General features: G+C 44.9%; 18 protein-coding genes. 10 read left to right on the top strand and 8 right to left on the bottom strand.

The window, feature by feature from the left end:
* Positions 1-141 precede the first annotated feature (141 nt).
* The 3 genes from MY523_RS09610 to MY523_RS09600 all read left to right on the top strand — a co-directional run bounded on the left by MY523_RS09610 (position 142) and on the right by MY523_RS09600 (position 5,762).
* On the top strand, positions 142-1,257 hold the full coding sequence (locus tag MY523_RS09610; RefSeq protein WP_250658553.1) for a tRNA-queuosine alpha-mannosyltransferase domain-containing protein: 1,116 nt from the start codon (positions 142-144) through the stop codon (positions 1,255-1,257).
* A 288-nt stretch (positions 1,258-1,545) separates the two neighbouring features.
* The gene (locus MY523_RS09605; RefSeq protein ID WP_250658552.1) at positions 1,546-2,610 is read left to right on the top strand and encodes an efflux RND transporter periplasmic adaptor subunit; all 1,065 of its coding nucleotides are present in this window, start codon (positions 1,546-1,548) and stop codon (positions 2,608-2,610) included.
* The gene (locus tag MY523_RS09600) at positions 2,610-5,762 is read left to right on the top strand and encodes an efflux RND transporter permease subunit (protein WP_250658551.1); all 3,153 of its coding nucleotides are present in this window, start codon (positions 2,610-2,612) and stop codon (positions 5,760-5,762) included. The genes MY523_RS09605 and MY523_RS09600 overlap by 1 nt, the downstream gene beginning before the upstream one ends.
* A 48-nt stretch (positions 5,763-5,810) precedes the next feature.
* On the opposite strand, the gene MY523_RS09595 is transcribed toward MY523_RS09600, so the two are convergent.
* Positions 5,811-6,536 carry an ion channel gene (locus MY523_RS09595; protein WP_250658550.1) on the bottom strand — a complete coding sequence of 242 codons (726 nt, stop codon included), beginning with the start codon at positions 6,534-6,536 and terminating at the stop codon, positions 5,811-5,813.
* Positions 6,537-6,789: 253 nt separating this feature from the next.
* On the opposite strand from MY523_RS09595, the gene MY523_RS09590 reads away from it, so the two are divergent.
* Both MY523_RS09590 and MY523_RS09585 read left to right on the top strand, forming a co-directional pair.
* A complete protein-coding gene (locus tag MY523_RS09590) occupies positions 6,790-7,062 on the top strand; it encodes a hypothetical protein (RefSeq protein WP_250658549.1) in 273 nt (90 codons plus the stop codon).
* 65 nt (positions 7,063-7,127) lie between these two features.
* Positions 7,128-7,598 (top strand): hypothetical protein, encoded by a 471-nt coding sequence (locus tag MY523_RS09585; RefSeq protein WP_250658548.1) that lies wholly within the window; start codon positions 7,128-7,130, stop codon positions 7,596-7,598.
* 96 nt (positions 7,599-7,694) lie between these two features.
* Here the strand turns inward: MY523_RS09585 and MY523_RS09580 are convergent, their stop codons facing one another.
* Positions 7,695-8,591 (bottom strand): FHA domain-containing protein, encoded by an 897-nt coding sequence (locus tag MY523_RS09580; protein WP_250658547.1) that lies wholly within the window; start codon positions 8,589-8,591, stop codon positions 7,695-7,697.
* Positions 8,592-8,819: 228 nt separating this feature from the next.
* Here MY523_RS09580 and MY523_RS09575 point away from each other — a divergent pair, with 228 nt between their 5' ends.
* Positions 8,820-9,674: a PP2C family protein-serine/threonine phosphatase gene (locus tag MY523_RS09575; protein ID WP_250658546.1), complete on the top strand. Its 855-nt coding sequence runs from the start codon at positions 8,820-8,822 to the stop codon at positions 9,672-9,674.
* A 3-nt stretch (positions 9,675-9,677) separates the two neighbouring features.
* On the top strand, positions 9,678-11,396 hold the full coding sequence (locus MY523_RS09570) for a serine/threonine protein kinase (RefSeq protein WP_250658545.1): 1,719 nt from the start codon (positions 9,678-9,680) through the stop codon (positions 11,394-11,396).
* A 91-nt stretch (positions 11,397-11,487) separates the two neighbouring features.
* Here MY523_RS09570 and MY523_RS09565 read toward each other — a convergent pair whose 3' ends face one another.
* From MY523_RS09565 to MY523_RS09550, 4 genes are all read right to left on the bottom strand, one after another.
* Positions 11,488-12,282 carry an ABC transporter ATP-binding protein gene (locus MY523_RS09565; RefSeq protein ID WP_250658544.1) on the bottom strand — a complete coding sequence of 265 codons (795 nt, stop codon included), beginning with the start codon at positions 12,280-12,282 and terminating at the stop codon, positions 11,488-11,490.
* Positions 12,279-13,175: an ABC transporter permease gene (locus tag MY523_RS09560; protein WP_250658543.1), complete on the bottom strand. Its 897-nt coding sequence runs from the start codon at positions 13,173-13,175 to the stop codon at positions 12,279-12,281. Before MY523_RS09560 ends, MY523_RS09565 begins: the two co-directional genes overlap by 4 nt.
* 160 nt (positions 13,176-13,335) lie before the next feature.
* The gene (locus tag MY523_RS09555; protein ID WP_250658542.1) at positions 13,336-14,298 is read right to left on the bottom strand and encodes an ABC transporter substrate-binding protein; all 963 of its coding nucleotides are present in this window, start codon (positions 14,296-14,298) and stop codon (positions 13,336-13,338) included.
* Between the two features lie 56 nt (positions 14,299-14,354).
* Positions 14,355-14,768: a hypothetical protein gene (locus MY523_RS09550; RefSeq protein WP_250658541.1), complete on the bottom strand. Its 414-nt coding sequence runs from the start codon at positions 14,766-14,768 to the stop codon at positions 14,355-14,357.
* Positions 14,769-15,091: 323 nt separating this feature from the next.
* Between MY523_RS09550 and MY523_RS09545 the strand changes: the two genes are divergently transcribed.
* Positions 15,092-15,538, top strand: a complete 447-nt coding sequence (locus MY523_RS09545) for a thioesterase domain-containing protein (RefSeq protein ID WP_250658540.1) — start codon at positions 15,092-15,094, stop codon at positions 15,536-15,538.
* A gap of 158 nt (positions 15,539-15,696) precedes the next feature.
* Here MY523_RS09545 and MY523_RS09540 read toward each other — a convergent pair whose 3' ends face one another.
* Together MY523_RS09540 and MY523_RS09535 are read right to left on the bottom strand one after the other, a co-directional pair.
* Positions 15,697-17,364, bottom strand: coding sequence for an ABC transporter permease (locus MY523_RS09540; protein WP_250658539.1), 1,668 nt, complete (start codon positions 17,362-17,364; stop codon positions 15,697-15,699).
* A 67-nt stretch (positions 17,365-17,431) separates the two neighbouring features.
* The gene (locus MY523_RS09535; RefSeq protein ID WP_370301523.1) at positions 17,432-18,442 is read right to left on the bottom strand and encodes a Fe(3+) ABC transporter substrate-binding protein; all 1,011 of its coding nucleotides are present in this window, start codon (positions 18,440-18,442) and stop codon (positions 17,432-17,434) included.
* A gap of 207 nt (positions 18,443-18,649) precedes the next feature.
* Here MY523_RS09535 and MY523_RS09530 point away from each other — a divergent pair, with 207 nt between their 5' ends.
* Positions 18,650-18,916, top strand: coding sequence for a PilZ domain-containing protein (locus MY523_RS09530; RefSeq protein ID WP_250658537.1), 267 nt, complete (start codon positions 18,650-18,652; stop codon positions 18,914-18,916).
* A gap of 234 nt (positions 18,917-19,150) precedes the next feature.
* Entirely contained in the window at positions 19,151-19,744 is a 594-nt protein-coding gene (locus MY523_RS09525; RefSeq protein ID WP_250658536.1) for a hypothetical protein, read from the top strand.
* Positions 19,745-20,135 lie beyond the last annotated feature (391 nt).

The raw sequence follows: 20,135 nt of genomic DNA, 5'->3' as shown, positions 1-20,135 counted from the left end.
GCGCCAATCTGCCAACGATGTGGTATGGCAATTCCCCCCGCTAGAAATGGCTATATCCCCGGCCTTCGTATGCACTTTAGTACGGCTGTAATATTGGTTTCGATTTTCTGTGTTGTCATGATGTTTTGGCTTCCACGCTAAATGTCTACCAAGGTAGCCAAAGGCTTGCTGTTATCAGGGTATGATGCAGGCAGTCATCGCTATTGGCGAAAAGGTCTGGAACATTATCTGAATGAATATGAGTGGACGGTTCTAACACTACCTGCACGGTTTTTCAGTTGGCGCATTCGAGGAAACCCCATTAGTTTTCTTGAGCGGTATAGTGCTGAGCTCTCGGTAGAGTATGACTTCGTGATTGCGACATCGATGGTTGATCTGGCAACCCTGAAAGGCATTATCCCTTCACTATCGCGCACCCCTTCGCTGGTTTACTTTCATGAGAATCAGTTTGAGTATCCGAAAACTATAAATCAGCAGGCTAGCATCGAGCCTCAAATGGTGAATTTATATTCTGCTATGGCTGCTGATGCCATTGTGTTCAACTCGGAGTTTAATCGTCGTTCATTTTTTGATGGTTGCGACCGGCTTATGGCAAAGCTTCCTGACCATGTGATTACTAACTTGTCTGAGCAACTATCAAATAAGTCATTAGTTATTCCCGTTCCGGTAGATGAGGGGTTGTTTAACTTACCTGACCGTCGAGATTACAACGCGACTGAGCCTGTAAAGCTGTTATGGAATCATCGCTGGGAATACGATAAAGGGCCTGACCGGCTGTTACTTCTGCTACTAGAATTACAGCGGCGAAACGTGACGTTTGAACTCAACGTTGTAGGAGAGGCATTTAGAAATATACCGGATGAATTCAAGCAAATAGAGCATCTCTTTTCTGGCTGTATAAACACCTTTGGGTATGTCGATAATGTTGAAGAGTACAGAACCCTGTTGGCCGCGTGTGACGTTGTGATTTCAACAGCGATACATGAGTTTCAGGGTATCGCAGTTCTGGAGGCTGTGTCTGCCGGATGTTTGCCGTTAGTTCCAGACAGGCTGTCATATCAAGCTTTAATACCGGGCGAATACCGTTACAGTTCACACCTTGACACCCCCGAGTTAGAGGCCAGTGAAGCGGTAGACAAACTCCTTCAGCTAACGCCGAGCCCAAACGTAAACTTTAGAGAGGGCTATAGGCAATATAGCTGGTCCTCGTTAATTCCATCCTACCGTAATGCTATTACCTCTCTTCTGCTGAAATAACCCACTGTCATTACCCGACTTAAGTGCGGCCTGGTATAACCTTTTAGGGGAGTTTGGCGATTTGCTCAAACTCCATTATCGGTTCTTGATGAGCCCGTCCTTACCTAATATGCCACATATTGGCAAAGCGGTTTGTTTAGCTTACTAAAAAAGTGGGTGAAAACATGAAGTTATTTGTCTATGCTTGTCTGAAAATAGTTATATCAACGGCTTTTTAGCTAACTCGGAACGTATCGATAACCGAATTGCTTCTTCAATAATTTTTATCAGGGTGGATGGATTAATTATATGAATATTAAACGTTTTATACCTATTGCTATTAGCTTGGTCTTAATAGGCTGCGGAAAAGAGGATGCCGAGCCTGAAAGAGAGGTGATACAGCCCGCAAAAGTAATGGTCGTTAAAGGCGCGAGTAACGAAATTAATCGACAGTTGCCAGGCACCGTAAGGGCATCGCAACGGGTTAACTTATCCTTTCAGGTGCCAGGTCAGCTCAAATTCTTCCCGATGAAAGAAGGCCAGGAGGTTTTGAAAGGGGAGGTGTTGGGAAGGTTGGATGACCGGGATTACAGAAGTAACTTGAGTGCCGCTCGTGCTGAGCTGACTAAGACTCAGGCAAACTTCAACAGGGCAGAAGAGTTACTGGTCAAAAAATTCATTTCACAGGCCGAGTATGACAAATTAAAGGCCGCCCTGGATGTAGCGAAATCCAATGAAGAAAAGGCACGAAAGGCATTAGATGATGCAGAGCTTAAAGCTCCTTTTAGTGGTACTGTTGCAAAGCGTTACGTTGATAACTTTCAGGATATTCAAGCTAAGCAAGCGGTCATCAGTTTGCAAGATAACAGCCAGCTGGAAGTGGTTGTTAATGTTTCTGAGTCACTCGTGTCTAGAAGAACTGAAGATGAAGGGGCTTTAAAGGTCAGTGCCAAATTTGAAGCGTTTCCTGATGAACAGTTTGACTTGTATGTAAAAGAGTTTTCGACGGAGGCCGATTCAAAAACTCAAACGTTTGAAATTGTATTAGGTATGAATGATACCAAAGGAATTTCACTTTTACCTGGAATGACCGCAAAAGTGTTTGCGACAAGAGTCAATACAAACGAAGTCAATGACACCTATCTGTTGCCAGTGCATGCGGTAGTCGCGGATGAAGACAATAATGCGTTTGTTTGGGTGGTAGATACAACCAACAATAGTGTTAAGAAAAAGCCAATAGCAATGGGAGCGCTAAAAGGTAAAAGCGAGATTGAAGTGATAGGCGTTGAGTTGAATGATATGGTCGTTATTGGTGGAGTGACTAAAATGCGGGAAGGTAAGATCATTCGGCCTATTGAGAAGGTAACTTACTAATGAACCTTGCTGAATGGAGTATTCGTAATAGAGTCATTACCTGGACCATTACCATTATTCTTGCTGTGGTCGGGGCGATTGCATTTGAAAATTTGAGCCGGCTTGAAGATCCGGAATTTACGATTAAAGAAGGGGTAGTGATTACGCCTTACCCTGGTGCCTCTGCGGCTGAAGTTGAAGAAGAGGTCACAGATTTGATTGAGCGAGCAGCTCAAGAATTGGGGCAGTTAGACCGCGTCGAATCAAAATCATCACGAGGGCTTTCGATCGTAAAAGTGACAATGAAAGATAAGTATGATGCTAAGGGGCTGCCTCAAGTTTGGGATGAGTTGCGCAGAAAGATTAACGACAATCAGAAAAATTTGCCGCCGGGAGCGGGGCCTTCTGTTGTTAACGATGACTTTGGTGATGTTTATGGTGTTTTTGTCGCTTTAACTGGAGACGGATATACCAGCCCTGAGCTATATGAGTTAGCGAAATATCTACGCCGTGAGTTATTAACGGTTCAGGATGTTAAAAAAATTGCATTTTATGGAGTGCAGCAAGAAGTTATTTATATAGAGATGTTGCGTGAGAAAATGTCAGACTTAGGTGTTTCACCTGATGACATATATCATGCGCTAGGTTCAAAAAATACTGCCGTAAGTTCCGGTTATATAAAGGTAGGGGCTGATCGCATCGCTCTAAACCCAACGGGCGAGTTTGAATCTGAACAAGAGTTTGGTGACCTTCTTATTCGTTCTCGCGACAGTGACAACAATAGCCAGGTATTTCTGCGTGATGTGGCCAAAATAATAAGAGGCTTCAAAGACCCTTCGGATAGTTTCTTGCGTTATGACGGCAAGCCAGCAGTAGGGTTGGCTATTTCTACTGCGCTGGGTGGTAATGTGGTAGAAATGGGGAAAGGCCTTAAGGAAAAAATTGATTTAATTATGCCTAACATACCGTTAGGTATTGATGTAAATCCGATCTCTATTCAATTTGATACGGTGACAGAAGCGGTTAATGGTTTTTTGATCAATCTCGTTGAGGCGGTGGTCATTGTCATAGTTATTTTACTGCTTTTTATGGGGTTGAGAAGTGGACTTGTGATTGGCGCCGTGCTTGTGGTTACGATCATGGGGACGTTTATCTTTATGAGCATGCTTAATATTACGTTAGAGCGTATTTCGCTTGGGGCGTTAATTATCGCATTAGGGATGTTAGTGGATAACGCCATTGTAGTGACTGATGGTATGCGTATTCGAATAAACAAAGGCGAAAATGCGCTTAAAGCGGCCTCTGCTGTTGTGGGCCAGACGTCCGTGCCGTTGTTAGGTGCGACCGCTATTGCGATTACTGCGTTTGCTGCTATTGGTACGAATGAAGACAGCACGGGAGAATACACTCGATCATTGTTTACCGTCATACTTATTTCTCTTTCCATGAGCTGGATAACAGCTGTGACGATTACGCCGCTGTTGTGCGAGCAATTTCTGAAGCCAGTTAAGCAGAAGCCGGGTGAAGAGAAAGACCCTTATGATAGTGCTTTTTATGAAGGGTATCGAACCTTTTTGGCTAGATGTATACAGTTTAGATGGGTGACGATTGGCGTTATTTTAGTCATTTTTGGCGCTTCGCTATATGGGTTTGGCTTTCTTAAGAATAGCTTTTTCCCTGACTCTACACGGCCGCAATTTTATGTTGATCTTTGGTTCCCTGAAGGAACAGATATTGATGAAACCGTTACACGCGTGGCGCGAGTTGAAGAAAAGCTGAAAGAGTACGCCCCGGTTACGCATTTAACCTCCCAGATAGGCGGTGGCGAAATTCGATTTTTGTTGACTTATACGCCTGAATATAATTACCCGAGCTTTGCGCGGATTATTGTTGATGTTGATGACTTTAGCAAAATATCAGAGTTGACCGACCAACTTCAGGATGATCTCGAAGAGTTTGTTCCTGAGGCTAATGTAAATGTACGCTTATTTGTGAATGGGCCAGCGACTGGCGGAAAAATTCAGCTAAGGATACTTGGGCCGGATGCAAGTGAGTTACGTCGCTTGGCAAATAAAGCGTTAGTAGAAATAGAAGCTGACCCTGATTCGAAAGCGGTGAGAAATGAATGGCGTAGCAAAGTAAAAGTGTTGCGGCCCCAGTTTTCAGAATCACCCGCATCTATTGCAGGGGTTGAGCGACCAGATGTTGCGACTGCATTTAAATATTCTGTAGAAGGTGTTAATGCGGGTGTATATCGTGAGGGTGACGAACTTCTACCTATTATTGCCCGTGCTCCTGAAGAAGAGCGCGTAGATCTGGAAAGCCTTGACCAAGTGAGAATCTGGAGCCCTGCGGCACAGCAAATGATTCCTATTGGGCAGGTTATGTCCCGCTTTGAAACTGATTTTGAAAACCCCCACATCTGGCGTTGGAATCGGGTTTCTATGATCCGAATTCATGTTGATCAGCGAAGGGGCTTACCTAGTGAATTGTTTGCTCGCATTAAACCTAAGGTAGAGCAGGCAATTGGTGTTGATCTGGAGCAATATTCAGGCGCTAGCCCGCTGAAAGAAGGGCAGAAGTATGACGCAAATACGATACCCGTTCGCTGGAATGACCAGATACCTATAAAAGATATGCCTGGGTACTATATGGCCTGGGGAGGTGAGGGAGAGTCCTCGGTAAAGGCCTCGGGCCAAATCGCTGCGGCATTACCAATCTTTTTTGGTCTAATGATTTTTATCGTTGTATGTTTGTTTAACTCGGTCAAGAAAACCCTTGTTATTTGGCTAACGGTTCCATTGGCGGTGATCGGGGTTACGGTTGGGTTATTGATATTTGATCAACCGTTTGGCTTCATGTCTCTTTTAGGGTTTATGAGTCTGGCGGGGATGCTGATTAAGAATGCGATTGTATTAGTGGATCAGATCGACGTGGAGTTAGATGAAGGAAAAGCCCCCTATCAGGCTATTCTCGATTCGGGTGTGAGCCGTTTGATTCCGGTGGCCATGGCTGCCCTGACGACCATATTAGGGATGGTTCCGCTGCTAGGCGATGCGTTCTTCATTGCGATGGCTGTTACCATTATGTTCGGCCTGCTGTTCGCTTCAGTATTAACGCTGGTTATTGTCCCGGTTTTCTATGCGACTATATTCCGCATAAAGTCGGAATAGCCATTGAATTAGGCCGTTAGACACTGCTGTTTTGGCAGGTTTAGCGGCCTAAATTTTTGATTGGTTCTGCTTTTGAAGTTCTTCTTCCTTTCCTTCCATTCTACTATCCGAAATATAAAGCCCTACAAATCTTGCCATCACAATCGCCAGGTAAAGCTGCCCGAGTACCGATTGTGCCGATACCCATGCTCTTGATATCTCATGAACCGGCGTGATGTCGCCATAACCTAAAGTCGTCATGGTTACAAAACTGAAGTAGCTAAATATCGCAACGATATCCTTATCGGGGTCAAGATTATTGGCCAAGTTTGGCGAGAAGGAAAAAGCATTTTCTATCGTATGGTATGTCGCTATATAAATGAACGACCAGATGATCGCAATGAAAAAGTACAAACACACCGCAGCATATATTACGTTGATTGAAACGGTTTTACTCCGCGCTAGAAACCGGCCTAGAAATATACAGATATAGGAAAAAAATGCGATGTAAGCGAGGATGCTGATCATCGAGTGAAAATGCTGTCGGTCAAAATAGTAAAGCGCATTAACAATCAGCACAGGGAAGAGAATAAGTAGCCCAATAAAAAAGAAGCGCCGGTTATCGGTTACAAGATAAAGGGATGTTAAGAAGATGGCAGTAATAAACGGGTTCAAAAGTAAGCCCTCAAATGCAAAGGGCGAGTATTCTCTTAGATAAGGGGGAACGATCAGCATAATAACCAGGCTGATAATCAGTAACAAAAAACTGTGCTTGGGAACTTGAGGTAGTTTCATATAATTCTTTATTGCTTGAATTGCTCTCTATTGGCTTGAATAGCCCTGATTCTGCAAGGGACAGCGGCTGAGTGTGCTATTAGCTTAGAATATTTTCGTTTGCATAAAAACCTCTGCTGGAGAAAACTTATTTACCGAGTATCCAGAATCAAAATGTAAATAATCTCTAAAACTTAGCGCTATTTATCCAGTTTTGCTGGCGGGTTTTGAAAATATAACCTAATTATTAGAGTAGGTGGATGGGGAGAAACCTATGAGACAGTTATTGCTTAACCAAACCTGCGTGTTTCATTTAAAACGAATGGCATTTCGAGCGCAAAGCAAGTACAAGAAGCGTTATCGCCTGACCAATGATGATGACCTTGTCGAACTTATACTCTTCGCAGATAGCTCGAAAGATATCGATTTAAGACGTAACTTTATGTTGTTCTATATCAATTGCCCCGAGAACATAAAAGATTATCTTGAGAATAATTATAATATTCACTCGCCGATGGAACCTTATCAGTCATTAGGTAGCTTGTAATATACTGATGCATTCCCGGTGATGAAGTTGTTGTCTACTGTTGTTTATCTCGGGAATATATAGATATGGAAGGGTTCATTGCGGCACGTGTTATCCATGTGCTGAGCATTGTCTTTTGGATTGGTGGTGTGGCAATGGTCACCACTGTTTTGTTACCGGCTGTTCGCCAATTCAAATCGGCCGAAGAGCGAGTGGTGTTTTTTGAAAAAGTTGAAGGGCGATTCGCGCTGCAGTCTCGTATTACAACGCTCTTTGCTGGCCTCTCTGGGTTTTATCTTGTGCATATTCTTGATGCATGGAGCCGGTTTGGCCAGATTGAGTATTGGTGGATGACGATGATGGTTATCGTTTGGTTAATATTCACCTTAATGCTGTTTGTACTGGAACCACTGTTTCTTCACAAACTGTTTATCCGCAAGGCGCAATCTAATCCCGAAAAGACATTCTCAATAATCCAGAATATGCATTGGCTACTGCTGTCTATCAGTCTTGTTACGGTTGCAGGCGCCGTTGCCGGGAGTCACGGCTGGATATAGCGACGGTTATCATGGCTTAAACGAGTGTTTTTTCTTGTCCATCAACAGGAAGCATTGTTTCTGAGTACCACCGTTATTGCCTAGTTCTGTCGCGCATTACCTGCTAATGAATAAAATGACTGCCAGCAGTGTAAGTACGAAACCTGCAATGGCGAACCACCAGTAGTGACTTTTTTTCTCAACGGCGACAGGTTCTTCTATCCAGTCCTGCTTTCCGCCGGAAGCCAGCGGTCGTTGCTTAACGGGGATTGCCGGTTTGCGTTTTGCCGATCTCTTTACTGGTGCACTCTTCGGGTTTGCTTTGTTTGTCGGTTTGGAGGCTCTAGCAGGCTTGTCTGATGGCGCAGAGCGGATGATCGTTTTATTCGGGTCTTGAGCAGGGCCGATGACTTCAAATGTGATGACATCCAGCTTTATCTTATCGCCCGACTTGGCATAACATTCGGTTATTTGCTTGCCGTTGAGAAAGGTTCCGTTTGCTGAATCCAGGTCTTTGACTAACAGCTTGCCGCCTTTTACTTCAACTTCTACGTGGTGCCTGGACAAATGCTCGACAGGAATGCTGATATCACAGCTGGCATCGCGGCCGATTGAGGCTTTTTGGTTGATGGGAAAGACTTGATTCTCCATCCAGCTCGCGGTTGATTTTAGTTGCCACTCGGGTGCCTTGCCAGGCTTCATGCCTATTGCTGACTGGTACTGGGTAGAGTGGGGGTCAATCACATCGAGTTCAACATCACCCAACTTAATAACATCCCCCGCACTGAGTGTTTTCTCGTTTATAACTCTTTCATTGTTAAGGTAGAGTGCTGAATGAGGGTCACGGCATGAAATAGTGGTTTTGTTGTCAATGCTTCGTATTTCGGCATGGATGCTGGCAACACCTGAGCCATTGATGACCAGGCTGTTTTGCGGAGAACTTCCAACGGTGAATAACGGATCCACCAGCCATATTGCCTCTTGCCGTCGATCCTTAAACTGTAGCTTTAGCATGCCTTAGACCTTGATCTTCCAAGCTGTAATTGGTGAGTACTGCTAAAGAGTATAGCCTCAAACATTCATTTGCGGACTTTTATTAGCATTCATTTGTAAATAAATGAAACCAAACGATATTTTATTTAGATCTGTTTTTTTAACCTATACTGAAGAGAAGGCACGTCGCCATAGCTGATTACGCGCTTAATCGCCTGTGCAAGTTGAATAGTTCATTAAAGGAGCACTATGTTTAAATCTGCTGCAAAAACGCATATTGGCCATGTCAGGTCCTGCAATGAAGATAGCTATATTGAAAACCCGGAGCTTGGGTTGTGGCTGGTTGCAGATGGCGTAGGCGGCAATGCGCATGGTGATTTTGCAAGCCAGGTGGTATCACAAACGGTTGAGAGAAGAATCAGGCAGGGTAGCCCGTTGAAGGAGGCCATAGAGGATGCCCACAGAACCGTTATCAAGCTTGGCAAAGACAAACCTGATATTAACGGTATGGCATCTACCGTTGTGGCAATACACTTTAAAGGCTCTCGGTATCAGATTTGTTGGGTGGGAGATAGCCGGGCTTATCTTATTAGCGAGCACGGCGGCATTCAGCAGCTGACCACAGACCATAATCAGGCGCAATTCCTGGTGGATACCGGAGAAATTACTCAAGAAGAGGCTAGATTGCACCCCACTCAGCGAGTGTTAATGCACGCAGTCGGTATCAATGACGAGCAGTGGAAAGTTGACCAGATCGAAGGTGATCTGGGGGTGAATGAAAAGATACTATTGTGCAGTGATGGCCTATCAGGTGAGCTTGATGATGCAAATATTAAAAAGTCATTCGAACAAGGCAACCCTTTGGCAGCCGTTGCTGATGAGCTTGTTGGTAAGGCCCTTGAAAAGGGGGGGACTGACAATATTACCTTGGCGTTGATCGCTCTTGACAGGCATGGCGTTCGCGCTAGTAATTCCGTTGACTCTGATGCCACTAACCGTGCAGAAGCTATCCCTCAGGATGCTGCTCATTTAGCAATCAAGTACTTGGTACTGGGAATAGTCGCGGCACTTGTTGTCGCATCCATTGCAGTGTGGGTGGTCTAAAAAATGGCAGATGGACGTTACCAATATTTAGAAGTCATCGGCGAAGGAGGCATGGCAACGGTATATCGTGGTGTGCAAAAATCGCTGAATCGCCCAGTGGCAATAAAAGTACTCTCGGCAGACCTCTCTGATAATCCTTCAATTATAAAACGCTTTAAACGAGAGTCGCTGATTATCGCCGGGCTTAACCATCCTAATATCATTCATGTGATTGATAAAGGAACCACTAGCTCTGGCCGACCTGTGTTTGTTATGGAGTATGTGGAAGGGCAAACCCTAAGTGAAGTGATATATCAGGATTCACTGACCTTTAATCGTAAAATGGATCTTCTTATTCAGGTTTGTAAAGGCTTGGCTTATGCGCATAAGTTGGGCGTTATTCACCGAGATATTAAGCCTGCCAATATACTAATAGACGATGAAGGGAATGCGCGGCTGCTTGATTTTGGTATTGCGTCATTCTTTAAAGATAAACAATCGGGCGATGAAAATGAAACCAAGCTGGTGATGGGGACAGAAGCCTATATGGCCCCAGAGCAGCAACTAGGCATCTCTGAAACCTCGGAATTAAGTGATATCTACTCTTTAGGTGTCGTTATTTATGAACTCCTTAGCGGACAGCCCCCCTCGAACCCTGTCCAGCCACTTACAGCTCGGGTGCCTGAGGTCACGGAAGAGTTAAATGCATTGGTTATGCAGTGTTTATCCAGGCACAAGCAGGACAGGCCGAGTTCAGTTGAGAAAGTGAAGAATATTATACTCAGGGTGATGCAGGGGCAGCATCTGGGTCAGGCTCAGCAAGACAGGGCCAGTGAGGGGTTAGCGGCTATTCAAAAACGCTTTGGCCTTCTTGATGTGATTCGCGATGACCGCTACGGGGCAGTATATCTGTATGAAGAAAAATCATCTAATAACCTGCTCGTCATCAAGAAAAAAGTAGGGCAGTCGTCAGGTTTAAAAGAAGCCAAAATACTCAGCCAGCTAAAGCATCCGAATATTGCGAATATTCACGGAACCTCTAATAAACAGCATGTGTTTATTATCGTAATGGAGTACATATCAGGCGGAACCTTGCAAGACCGGCTTATTGAACCCATGCCTCTTGCGTCATTTTTACCTTTGGCGAACCAGGTTTGTGACGGGCTTGCATTTGCTCACCGTAATCGAGTTATTCATGGCAACCTAAGGCCTAGCAATATACTGCTTACCTCAAACCTTCAGCCCAGGATTTCCGATTTTGGGTTGGATGAGCATTACCGAATTGACCCTGAAAAAAAGAACTGGTACCAACCTGCATCGGAGGAGAATAGTGAACTGGCAGATATATACTCCTTAGGCGCTATCTTTTTCCATACCTTGACCGGGGCTCCACCCGAATTTAAGTCTAACCAGTTGGTTCACACAAAGGTATTTGATGCACTGGAGGCTGATCTACAGGCTTTATTGCAAAGAATGCTTGATATAGACCCGATGCAACGGCCACAGAGCGTAGAAGCGGTTCAGTCTGAACTATATCTGCTTATCAAAGAACAGAAGACGGTTGTTAAACCTAATCTGGAAGGAGGTGTGGGTAAAAAAAGGTATATCGAAGGCGCTAACGCAGACTCAACGCCTCTGATGCTAAAAATAGTTTCAACGATAGCTGTCATTTCAATCGTGCTCAATATTATATTGCTAACAGGCGCTGATGAAGCCATTATGGCAATGCTAAACGCGCTTTAGTATCAACCTCTTTGGAACAGAACGCCTCGTATTTCACTCGTTGACCTGGCTCTTTTAAGGCCCGATAGGCTGGTCAGCGGGGCCGCACCGCTTAACCTAACAGCAACCCGTCATCTGAAAGTGCTTCACCGCGCTTCGCTTCAAATAGGTTCAATAGGTCGGGTACATCAAGCCCCTCTCTTTGTGGGTTGGATATATCGAAAGCCACCTTTCCTTCGTGCAGCATAACGGTTCTATCACCCACGTCCAGAGCTTGCCTCATGCTGTGGGTGACCATGATGGCCGTTAACTGGTGTTGCTCGATGATGGCTTCAGTAAGATCCAATACGAACTTTGCTGTTTTTGGATCGAGTGCTGCAGTATGCTCGTCCAGAAGTAATATCTCTGATGGTTCAAGTGTCGCCATCAATAAGCTAATGGCTTGCCTTTGGCCCCCTGAGAGCAGGCCCATCTTATCCTGTAAGCGCTTCTCCAAGCCAAGATTCAGGTAGCGTAGCTGGTCTTTAAAAAAATCAATATATTGTTTTTTGTTAGCCCTGCCTAAGCCTCGTTTTTTCCCGCGTTTGATGGCCAGAGCCAGGTTTTCTTCGATGGTTAAGTTTTCGCAAGTACCAGCCAGTGGGTCTTGAAAGACTCTTGATACCAAATGTGCTCTTTTGTGTGTTGGCAGATGAGTAACTGTCTGGTCAGCAATAGTAATGCGACCGCTGTCGACTTGAGTTTCTCCGCTCAGAGCATTGAGGAATGTTGACTTGCCAGCACCGTTACTTCCAATGACGGTTACAAACTGCCCTTTGGGTACCTGTAAAGAAAGCCCTCTCAGGGCTTTGTTTTCGAGTGGGGTGCCTTTTCCGAAGGTGACGCGGAGGTTTTCAATGCTTATCATGATACACCTCTGCTTGAGGACTTTACCGTGGTTTTAAACCGGGGTAGAACAATCGCCATGGCGACAAGTGCCGCGGTTACCAAATTAAGGTCTTGAGCCTGCAGTCCAATAAAGTCAGCATTGAGTGCCAGCGCTATTGCCAGTCTGTAGAGCACTGCGCCGACTAAACATGCGATGATGGCAAGCAATAGTGTTCTTGTCGATACCAGTGCCTCTCCACCAATAACAGAAGCGAGCCCGACTACAATGACCCCGACACCCATGGTTACATCTGCCGCACCTTGACTCTGCGCAAACAGAGAGCCCGCCAGTGCAACAAGGCCATTTGATAACGCCATGCCTAAAATAATCATCGATGATGTTGAAATGCCTTGAGCTCGGGCCATACGCCCATTGGCGCCCGTTGCCCGCATCGCTAAGCCGGTTTCAGATTTCAGAAAATAAACCAGTGCAACCAGCACAATAATAGCAATAACGAAGAACGCTAAAGGGGTCGTTACGTAATAAGGGAGGTCAATGCTTTCAAGCGGTGTAAGTATTGTATTCTCACCAAGTAGTGCGATATTGGGCTTTCCCATGATGCGCAGATTGATTGAATAAAGGGCAATCATGGTGAGGATAGATGCCAGCAAGTTTAGAATTTGTAGGCGAACGTTCATCCATGCCGTAATAACACCCGCAATGCCGCCAGCAAAAACAGCCGCGGCCGTTGCCAGCCAGGGGTTCACGCCGCTCACAATCATGGTTGCAGATACCGCAGCGCCCAGTGGAAAGCTGCCATCAACCGTCAGGTCGGGAAAGTCGAGAATTCGGAATGAGAGGAATACGCCAAATGCGACCAGCGCAAAAATTAGCCCCGTTTCTATAGCACCCAGGAATGCAATTTGACTCACAGATTACCTCTTAATGTAGAAAAAATTATAAATAACCGAGCAACTGGATTAATAAAAACAGACGTGGTTCAGGATGTTGAGGCCGTAGGCCTAGGTTAAATGCGGCTTATATTTTCCAGGCCATGGTATCGTTTTTCACCGTGGCCTGGTTTGATAAATATCATTTCTCAATAACGTTCTTAGCTTCTTCCAGAATGCCTTCTGGTAGCGTTAAGCCCATGCGTTGTGCAGCCCCAGGGTTGATATGCAGTTCCATTTTTTCAACACCTTGAACAGCAATATCCCCAGGTTTTTGGCCATTGAGTATTTGTGCAACAATGGCACCGGTTTGGCGACCAACGTCATAGTAATTAAAACCCAGTGCGGCAATCGCGCCCCGGCTGACGGTATCTGTGTCTGCCGCGATAATTGGCAGTTTGTTTTGTTCACCTACTTTTATAACGGCTTCTGCCGCTGATATGACAGTGTTGTCAGTAGGCAAATAGATTGCGTCCACTTTGCCAACCAGTGATCTTGCCGCTGTAAGTACATCAGATGACTTTGTTGCTGCAGACTTGATAACCTTCATCCCAAGTTCAGGGGCTGTTTTTTCAACTAGCTCAACAATAGTGACGGAGTTGGCTTCACCCGGATTGTATAGGGTTCCAATGGTTTTGGCGTTAGGTACTAAACGTTTGACCAGCCCCAGATGTTTTTTTACAGGTAGCATGTCGGTTGTGCCAGTGATGTTTCGGCCAGGCCTATCGAGGTTTTTGACTAGTTTTGCACCGATGGGGTCAGTGACGGCTGAAAATACAATGGCTGTATTGCGAGCAGCGGCGGCCGCTGTTTGTGCAGAGGGCGTGGCGATGGCAACAATGACATCAGGACTTTCACCAGCAAATTTCCGCGCGATTTGCGCCGCAGTCGTTGGATTGCCCTGCGCGCTTTCATACTGCCACTTTAGTTTTTCTCCAATAACATAGCCTTGTTCTGCCAGTTCTTCTTTAACCCCCAGACGTACAGAGTCCAGAGCTGGGTGCTCAACAATCTGTGTAATCGCGACCGATTTTTGCTCGGCTATTGCAGACAATGAAACAGAACATGCGAGCGCAAGTGCGACGGTTTTTAGTGAATTGAACATGACAGCCCCTTTTGACAGCAATGTTGTTAAATAGGTTAATTATGGTGTACGAATGCCTAATAGCTTCGTTTGTATTTCTTCCGTCGGCTAATGCCAACGAAAGCCCTGTATAAGGTATAGATAAACCCAACAATAAAGAGCGCTGCGATTACGCTAAAGGTTACGTTAAGCGTGAGTTTGTCGCTGGTATTAAACTGAAATGAAGTGAGCACTTTAGATAGGTGCTGAATAAACAGATATACCGAGAGCAGGCCGCCCATAATTGCCGAAACAAGTTGGCTTGAAATGATAACCAGAGAGGGGATTGTTGCCTGGTGATTGCACTGATTACAGGCAAAAATGTCGGTATATTCTGGCTCACCTTCATGATGCAAAGGCTCCATGATGCCCTGTTTACATTTAGTGCAGGTGAAGCCTGAGTCATGTTTTCTGTTACTTTTTCGGATCAACTGGGGTTCGCCGTGTTCCATCCACAAATTCCGCTGTTAGTTCGGTGCTAATTATTATTGTTAAATGAAGATTAAGTGACTGCTCAACGAAGTTTAACACTACTTTATTGCAAAGGAGGGAATCTTCCTTGTTCAGCTAAATAGTGTCAAGCGAAAGGGGGTTATAATACGTTGAAAATTGTTAAAGTGGTGGATTAGGGTGTGAGGGTGAGACTATTTTAATTTCCCCCATGCGACTACTTGATGAGTGAAACTTTATAGGCCAAAGTCTAGTGTACTCTGGTGGATATGTCTTTTAGCATGTGACTGAATAATTTAGCGTGCATAGGTAGTAAGGTGTTCAGATGGATTTAGTTCAAGCACTTCAGAAAACGATTGATGAGAATATTCCTCTGAGCGGCGCTTTGGGGGCAAGAGTGGCGTCCTATGACGGCCAATTATTGACGATAGATTTACCGTTGCCTCCCAATGTGAACCATAAAAATACCGCATTTGGAGGCAGTTTATATTGTGCCGCCGTGCTGTCCGCATGGGGGTTGCTGTACATAAAGCTTTTAGAGGTGTGTGAAGATGGGGTTATCGTTATTTTTGATGGGCAAATCCACTACCACAAGCCGGTAACACGTGAGTTTGTGTCGGTATGTGAAATATCAGATCAACTGGCTTGGGACAAGTTTGTAAAAATATATCGCCGAATGGGAAAGGCGCGGTTAAAAATTAACTCTGATGTCTTCTGTGAAGGGGGGCTTTGTGCCAGTTTTAATGGGGAGTTTGTCGTGCAAAAGGAGTAGTAGCGATATAGTTTTAGAGAGCTTTGCACGATGTTATGAGCGAAGCAAAGACAAGGCAAAAAATGACGAAAAAGCGCAGTTTATGTGTAATAAATGAGCATTTTGAGCCATTTTTTAACGATGAATTTGTAAGCGCAGTAGTCGTGCAAAACTCTCTTTTATTTCTTTGTGCGTGTGGAAGAAATCGATTTGCTGAGGAATATAACCGGCAGAATGCCCACTAAAACAATAATCAGTGCAGCAAGAGCGCTTTGCTCCAAAAGTTCATCTGATGCGAACTGATATACATGGGTGGCGAGTGTTTCAAAGTTAAAAGGCCTTAAAATCAATGTAGCCGGTAGCTCTTTCATACAGTCAACGAATACCACCAACGCAGCCGTAAGAATTCCCCCCCGGATAATTGGCAGGTGAACCCTTAATAGCGTGCTCAGGTTGTTTCGGCCCAGCGAGCGGGACGCCATATCCATGCTCGGTGTGACTTTTGCCAGACTCGACTCAACAGAGCCTGCTGATACCGCCAAAAATCGCACTGTATAGGCAAAAATTATTGCGAATGTTGTGCCGCTAAGCAGAAGGCCGGTCGACACCCCGAAGTTCACTCGCAGAAAATCATCTAACGCATTATCGAAGGCCGCGAAGGGGACAATAATTCCGACAGCGAGTACTGCGCCAGGCATCGCATAGCCGAGCCCTGAGAAGCGAACTAATAAACTGGTTATCCCACTGGAGTTTAGTCGCTTACTATAAGCCAGTGTTACACCGATGACGATAGTGGTCGTGGCTGCAATGATTGAAAGTGTAAAACTATTCATTGCATGGCTGACGAACTTGCTAGTCCAACTCACTTCAAAGTAATGGTAGGCGTAATAGCCAAGTACAGAGATTGGGATTAGGAAGCCCGTAACCACAGGCAGCAAACAGAAAAATGTTGCAGCGGCCGCTTTAACACCGCTTAGTTGAAATTGCTCGAGTGATTGCCCCTGATTCTTAGACTCAAACTGTTTTTGTTTCCGCCTTGAAAAGCGCTCCATATATATCAGTGTGACGACAAAAATGAGCATTAAACTGGCTATTTGCGCGGCGCCACCAAGGTTCCCCATGTTAAGCCAGGTGTCGTAAAGACCAGCGGTCAGGGTTTTAACCGCAAAAAAATCAACGGTGCCGAAATCATTAAGTGTTTCCATTAAGACCAGAGATAAGCCAACGGCAATGGCAGGGCGTGCCACAGGTAAAGACACCCTAAAAAAGCTTTGGAGTGGTGTGTGTCCGAGGTTTCGACTAACAGAGAACAGTGACATTGACTGTTCTAGAAAAGCCGCTCTGCTCATTAGGTATACATAGGGGTAGAGTACCAGTGCCATCATTGTTATAGCGCCGCCCATGCTTCTTATTTCGGGGAACCAGTACTCTTTATAAGAAGACCAACCAAACAGCTCGCGGAGGGTTCCCTGCACAATACCTGCGTACTCCAGCAGGTCGGTATAAACGTAGGCGATAACATAGGCCGGCACTGCAAATGGCAGCAGCAAAGCCCACTCAAGCATTTTTCGGCCAGGAAACTTGCACATGGTAACCAGCCACGCAGAGCCGACCCCCATAAAAAGGCTTAGCGAACCGACACCTGTCATTAAAATAAGGGTGCTGGAAACGTAACCGGACAGTACTGTATCGAGTAGATGGGGCCAGATATTTTCTTCGGGGTAAAACGCGAGGTAAAAGACCGCAATGATAGGCAAGCCAACCATAAATGCGATAAACGCAGAGGAGAGAAACCAAGGGTTACGGAAGACTCGATGGAGGGGGGGTGTAGTAGCCTGTGTTTGCATCAATTAGACCGAAGATAGCGAGTAAGTTGCCCAGACTCAGTAATAAAACTTCGTCTGGGCTGCTACTTTAGTTATCAAACCCTGTTCGATCAACTAATTTAACCGCCTGGTTGCGATATTTTGCAATCTCGTTGAGAGGGAGCTTGTCAGCCTTGAACTCTCCCCATGAAGCTACAAGTGCTGAAGGTCCAACACCTGGCTTAACAGGGTATTCAAAGTTCTGCTCAGCATATATTTGTTGAGCGGTTGCTTCTGACAAAAAGTTCATGAGCTTGATTGCATTGTCTTTGTTTGGTGCGCTTTTGGTAAGAGATACACCGCTGATGTTAACGTGTGTTCCTCGGTCACCCTGGTTAGGGAATACGATATTGACGGATCTCGCCCAAGCTGACTGCTCTTCGTCCATCAGCATTTTTCCATAGTAGTAGTTATTGCCGATAGCCAGATCGCAAACCCCTTCCTTAATCGCTTTTACTTGTGCGCGGTCGTTTCCTTGTGGTTTTTGAGCCAGGTTATCTTTAACGGCTTTTAACCACTTCTCTGTTTCAGCTTCACCATTATTCGCGATCATTGATGCAATCAACGCTACGTTGTATGGGTGCTTGCCACTGCGAGTACAAATCTTGCCTTTCCATTCAGGCTTTGCTAAGTCTTCGTAGGTTTTTATCGCATCCTTGGCAACCCGCTCTTTTGACGCGTAGATTACGCGGGCACGTGTGGTTAAACCGTACCATTGTCCATCTGGGCCGTGGTATTGTGCTGGAATATTATTTTCCAGTTCAGGTGTTGTTACACCTTGTACAACGCCAGCCTCGACCACTTCACTTAATCGCCCGATATCTACCGTGAACACTAAGTCCGCCGGGCTGTTTTTACCTTCTCGCTTAAGACGTTCTGTTAATCCTTTTTTGGCGAAGACGACATTTACATCAATACCGGTATCTTTTGTAAATGCATCAAAGATAGGCTGCATCAGGAACGGTTGACGATATGAGTAGACATTTACTTCTTCGTTTGCTTGAACGGATGTAGCCGCTGTAGCAGCAATGACAAGTGAGGTAGGAATAAGACGTTTCAGGTTAAGCATCGAATAAAACTCTCGTAATGGAAGTAATAATGATAATAATTCTCATTATATTGCGAGCGGTTGTCAACAATTAATTATAAATATCCTGTTTTTAATTCGCTCATTCTAGGTGTGATGCTATCATCTAGATATGACTAAGATCATAATTAGGGCGTGAACCTTTAATGTTGTTAAGTTGTTAGGGCGATATAGAAACGTATGGTTGATAAGAGAGTTCATGTTAGGACGCTTCTAAATGCAAAAGTAAAAGTGACTCATGAAGTGGTAGGTGATGGCATATTTTATGTGAGGGATATTTCCGATGGTGGCGTCTATGTCATTGTGGGTGACTCTGCTTTTCCACCGATGGGTAGTGTCGTTAAGGTGCAAATGCAAGATTTGCCGTTCGAAGCCCCCATTTTGGATATGGTTGTGGTCAGGAAAGGAGAAGACGGATTTGGATTAAAATTTGTGCCTAACGATTAGTCTCGTGGCGGAGCTAGCCTATTTCTTGAACCCTATCTCAATCTTATGAAAACGCAGCACGCTTTCCCAATTTGAGCGTATAATCTGCATCCTCGAAACTAGACTCAACACGCCCTAATATAAAAAACTCCACTATGATTGATACCTTTCCTGGGGTTGCATCCATTGACTTTAATGGATTTATTTGGGGTAAATCGCGTAACTTGAAATATAAAATAACAGGCAGTCAGGTAAATGATAAAAATAGTTAAGGGAATAATATTTGTAACGCTGATAGTTAATATCGTTGGTTGTGCTTCATACTATTCGCATTACGGGAGTTTCTCTGCTCAGAACTCCAAAGGAGAAGAGCGGAAGTTTGTGGTTTCCTGGAAGACAGCTGAATACCCTTCCTGGGCAATTCAGGACAACCAGGCAACAGAGTTTGTTCTGGAAACTCAGTGCAGCGAACGCAAGTGGGCGCTAGCCGATTTGTCGACGGATCAAAATGAATGCACAGAAGCGCATGAAGGTATCGTTGCGTGCGGCAATAAAACAATGGATTTATCGCTTTCAGGGCGGCCCCTCCCGGATGACAAAAATGTGTGTGTATCGGTGACTGACAATCAGCAGGCAACAAAGATAGTTGATCTGGAAAGTCGGGTGCTCATATCGGTCAGTTGTTTGCCTGTAGCGACAACTCGTAAAGAAGAAGGGGAGAGCGTCAATATGGACTACTTAAAGGCGTCAGTTGTTCCTTATAGTGTCGCTACCCGTAAAGTTGAGCGGTATAGCTTTGCCGATAAAGCCCCCCTTATGTCGAGCAAAATTTGTGAGGGTGATAAATAGTTTTGGCTGGATTTAGGCTGATGCTTAATTCATTGGCTAAAATAGAGTATAGGTTCGAGAGCTTTGCACGACTACTGCGCTTACAAATTCATCGTTAAAAAATGACTCAAAATGCTCATTTATTACACATAAACTGCGCTTTTTCGTCATTTTTTGCCTTGTCTTTGCTTCGCTCATAACATCGTGCAAAGCTCTCGGTTCGATTATCATTTCGGCTCTTTCAAATGATAGTGTGGGCCGTTACGCGTTATTAATGTGATGTGTGTGGCAAACGTACGATATGTAATACATCTGAAACAACAGGATACATTTAACAACAGAAGTGTAATTGCACCTTGTGGGGTGGTTCTGCAAAATGAACACTAACCGAAAGTCTTTTTTGCATATTACG

This window comes from Alkalimarinus coralli, assembly GCF_023650515.1.
Lineage (GTDB): Bacteria > Pseudomonadota > Gammaproteobacteria > Pseudomonadales > Oleiphilaceae > Alkalimarinus > Alkalimarinus coralli.
Note: the sequence above shows the minus strand (reverse complement) of the source record. Positions and strands in the feature narration are given on the sequence as shown.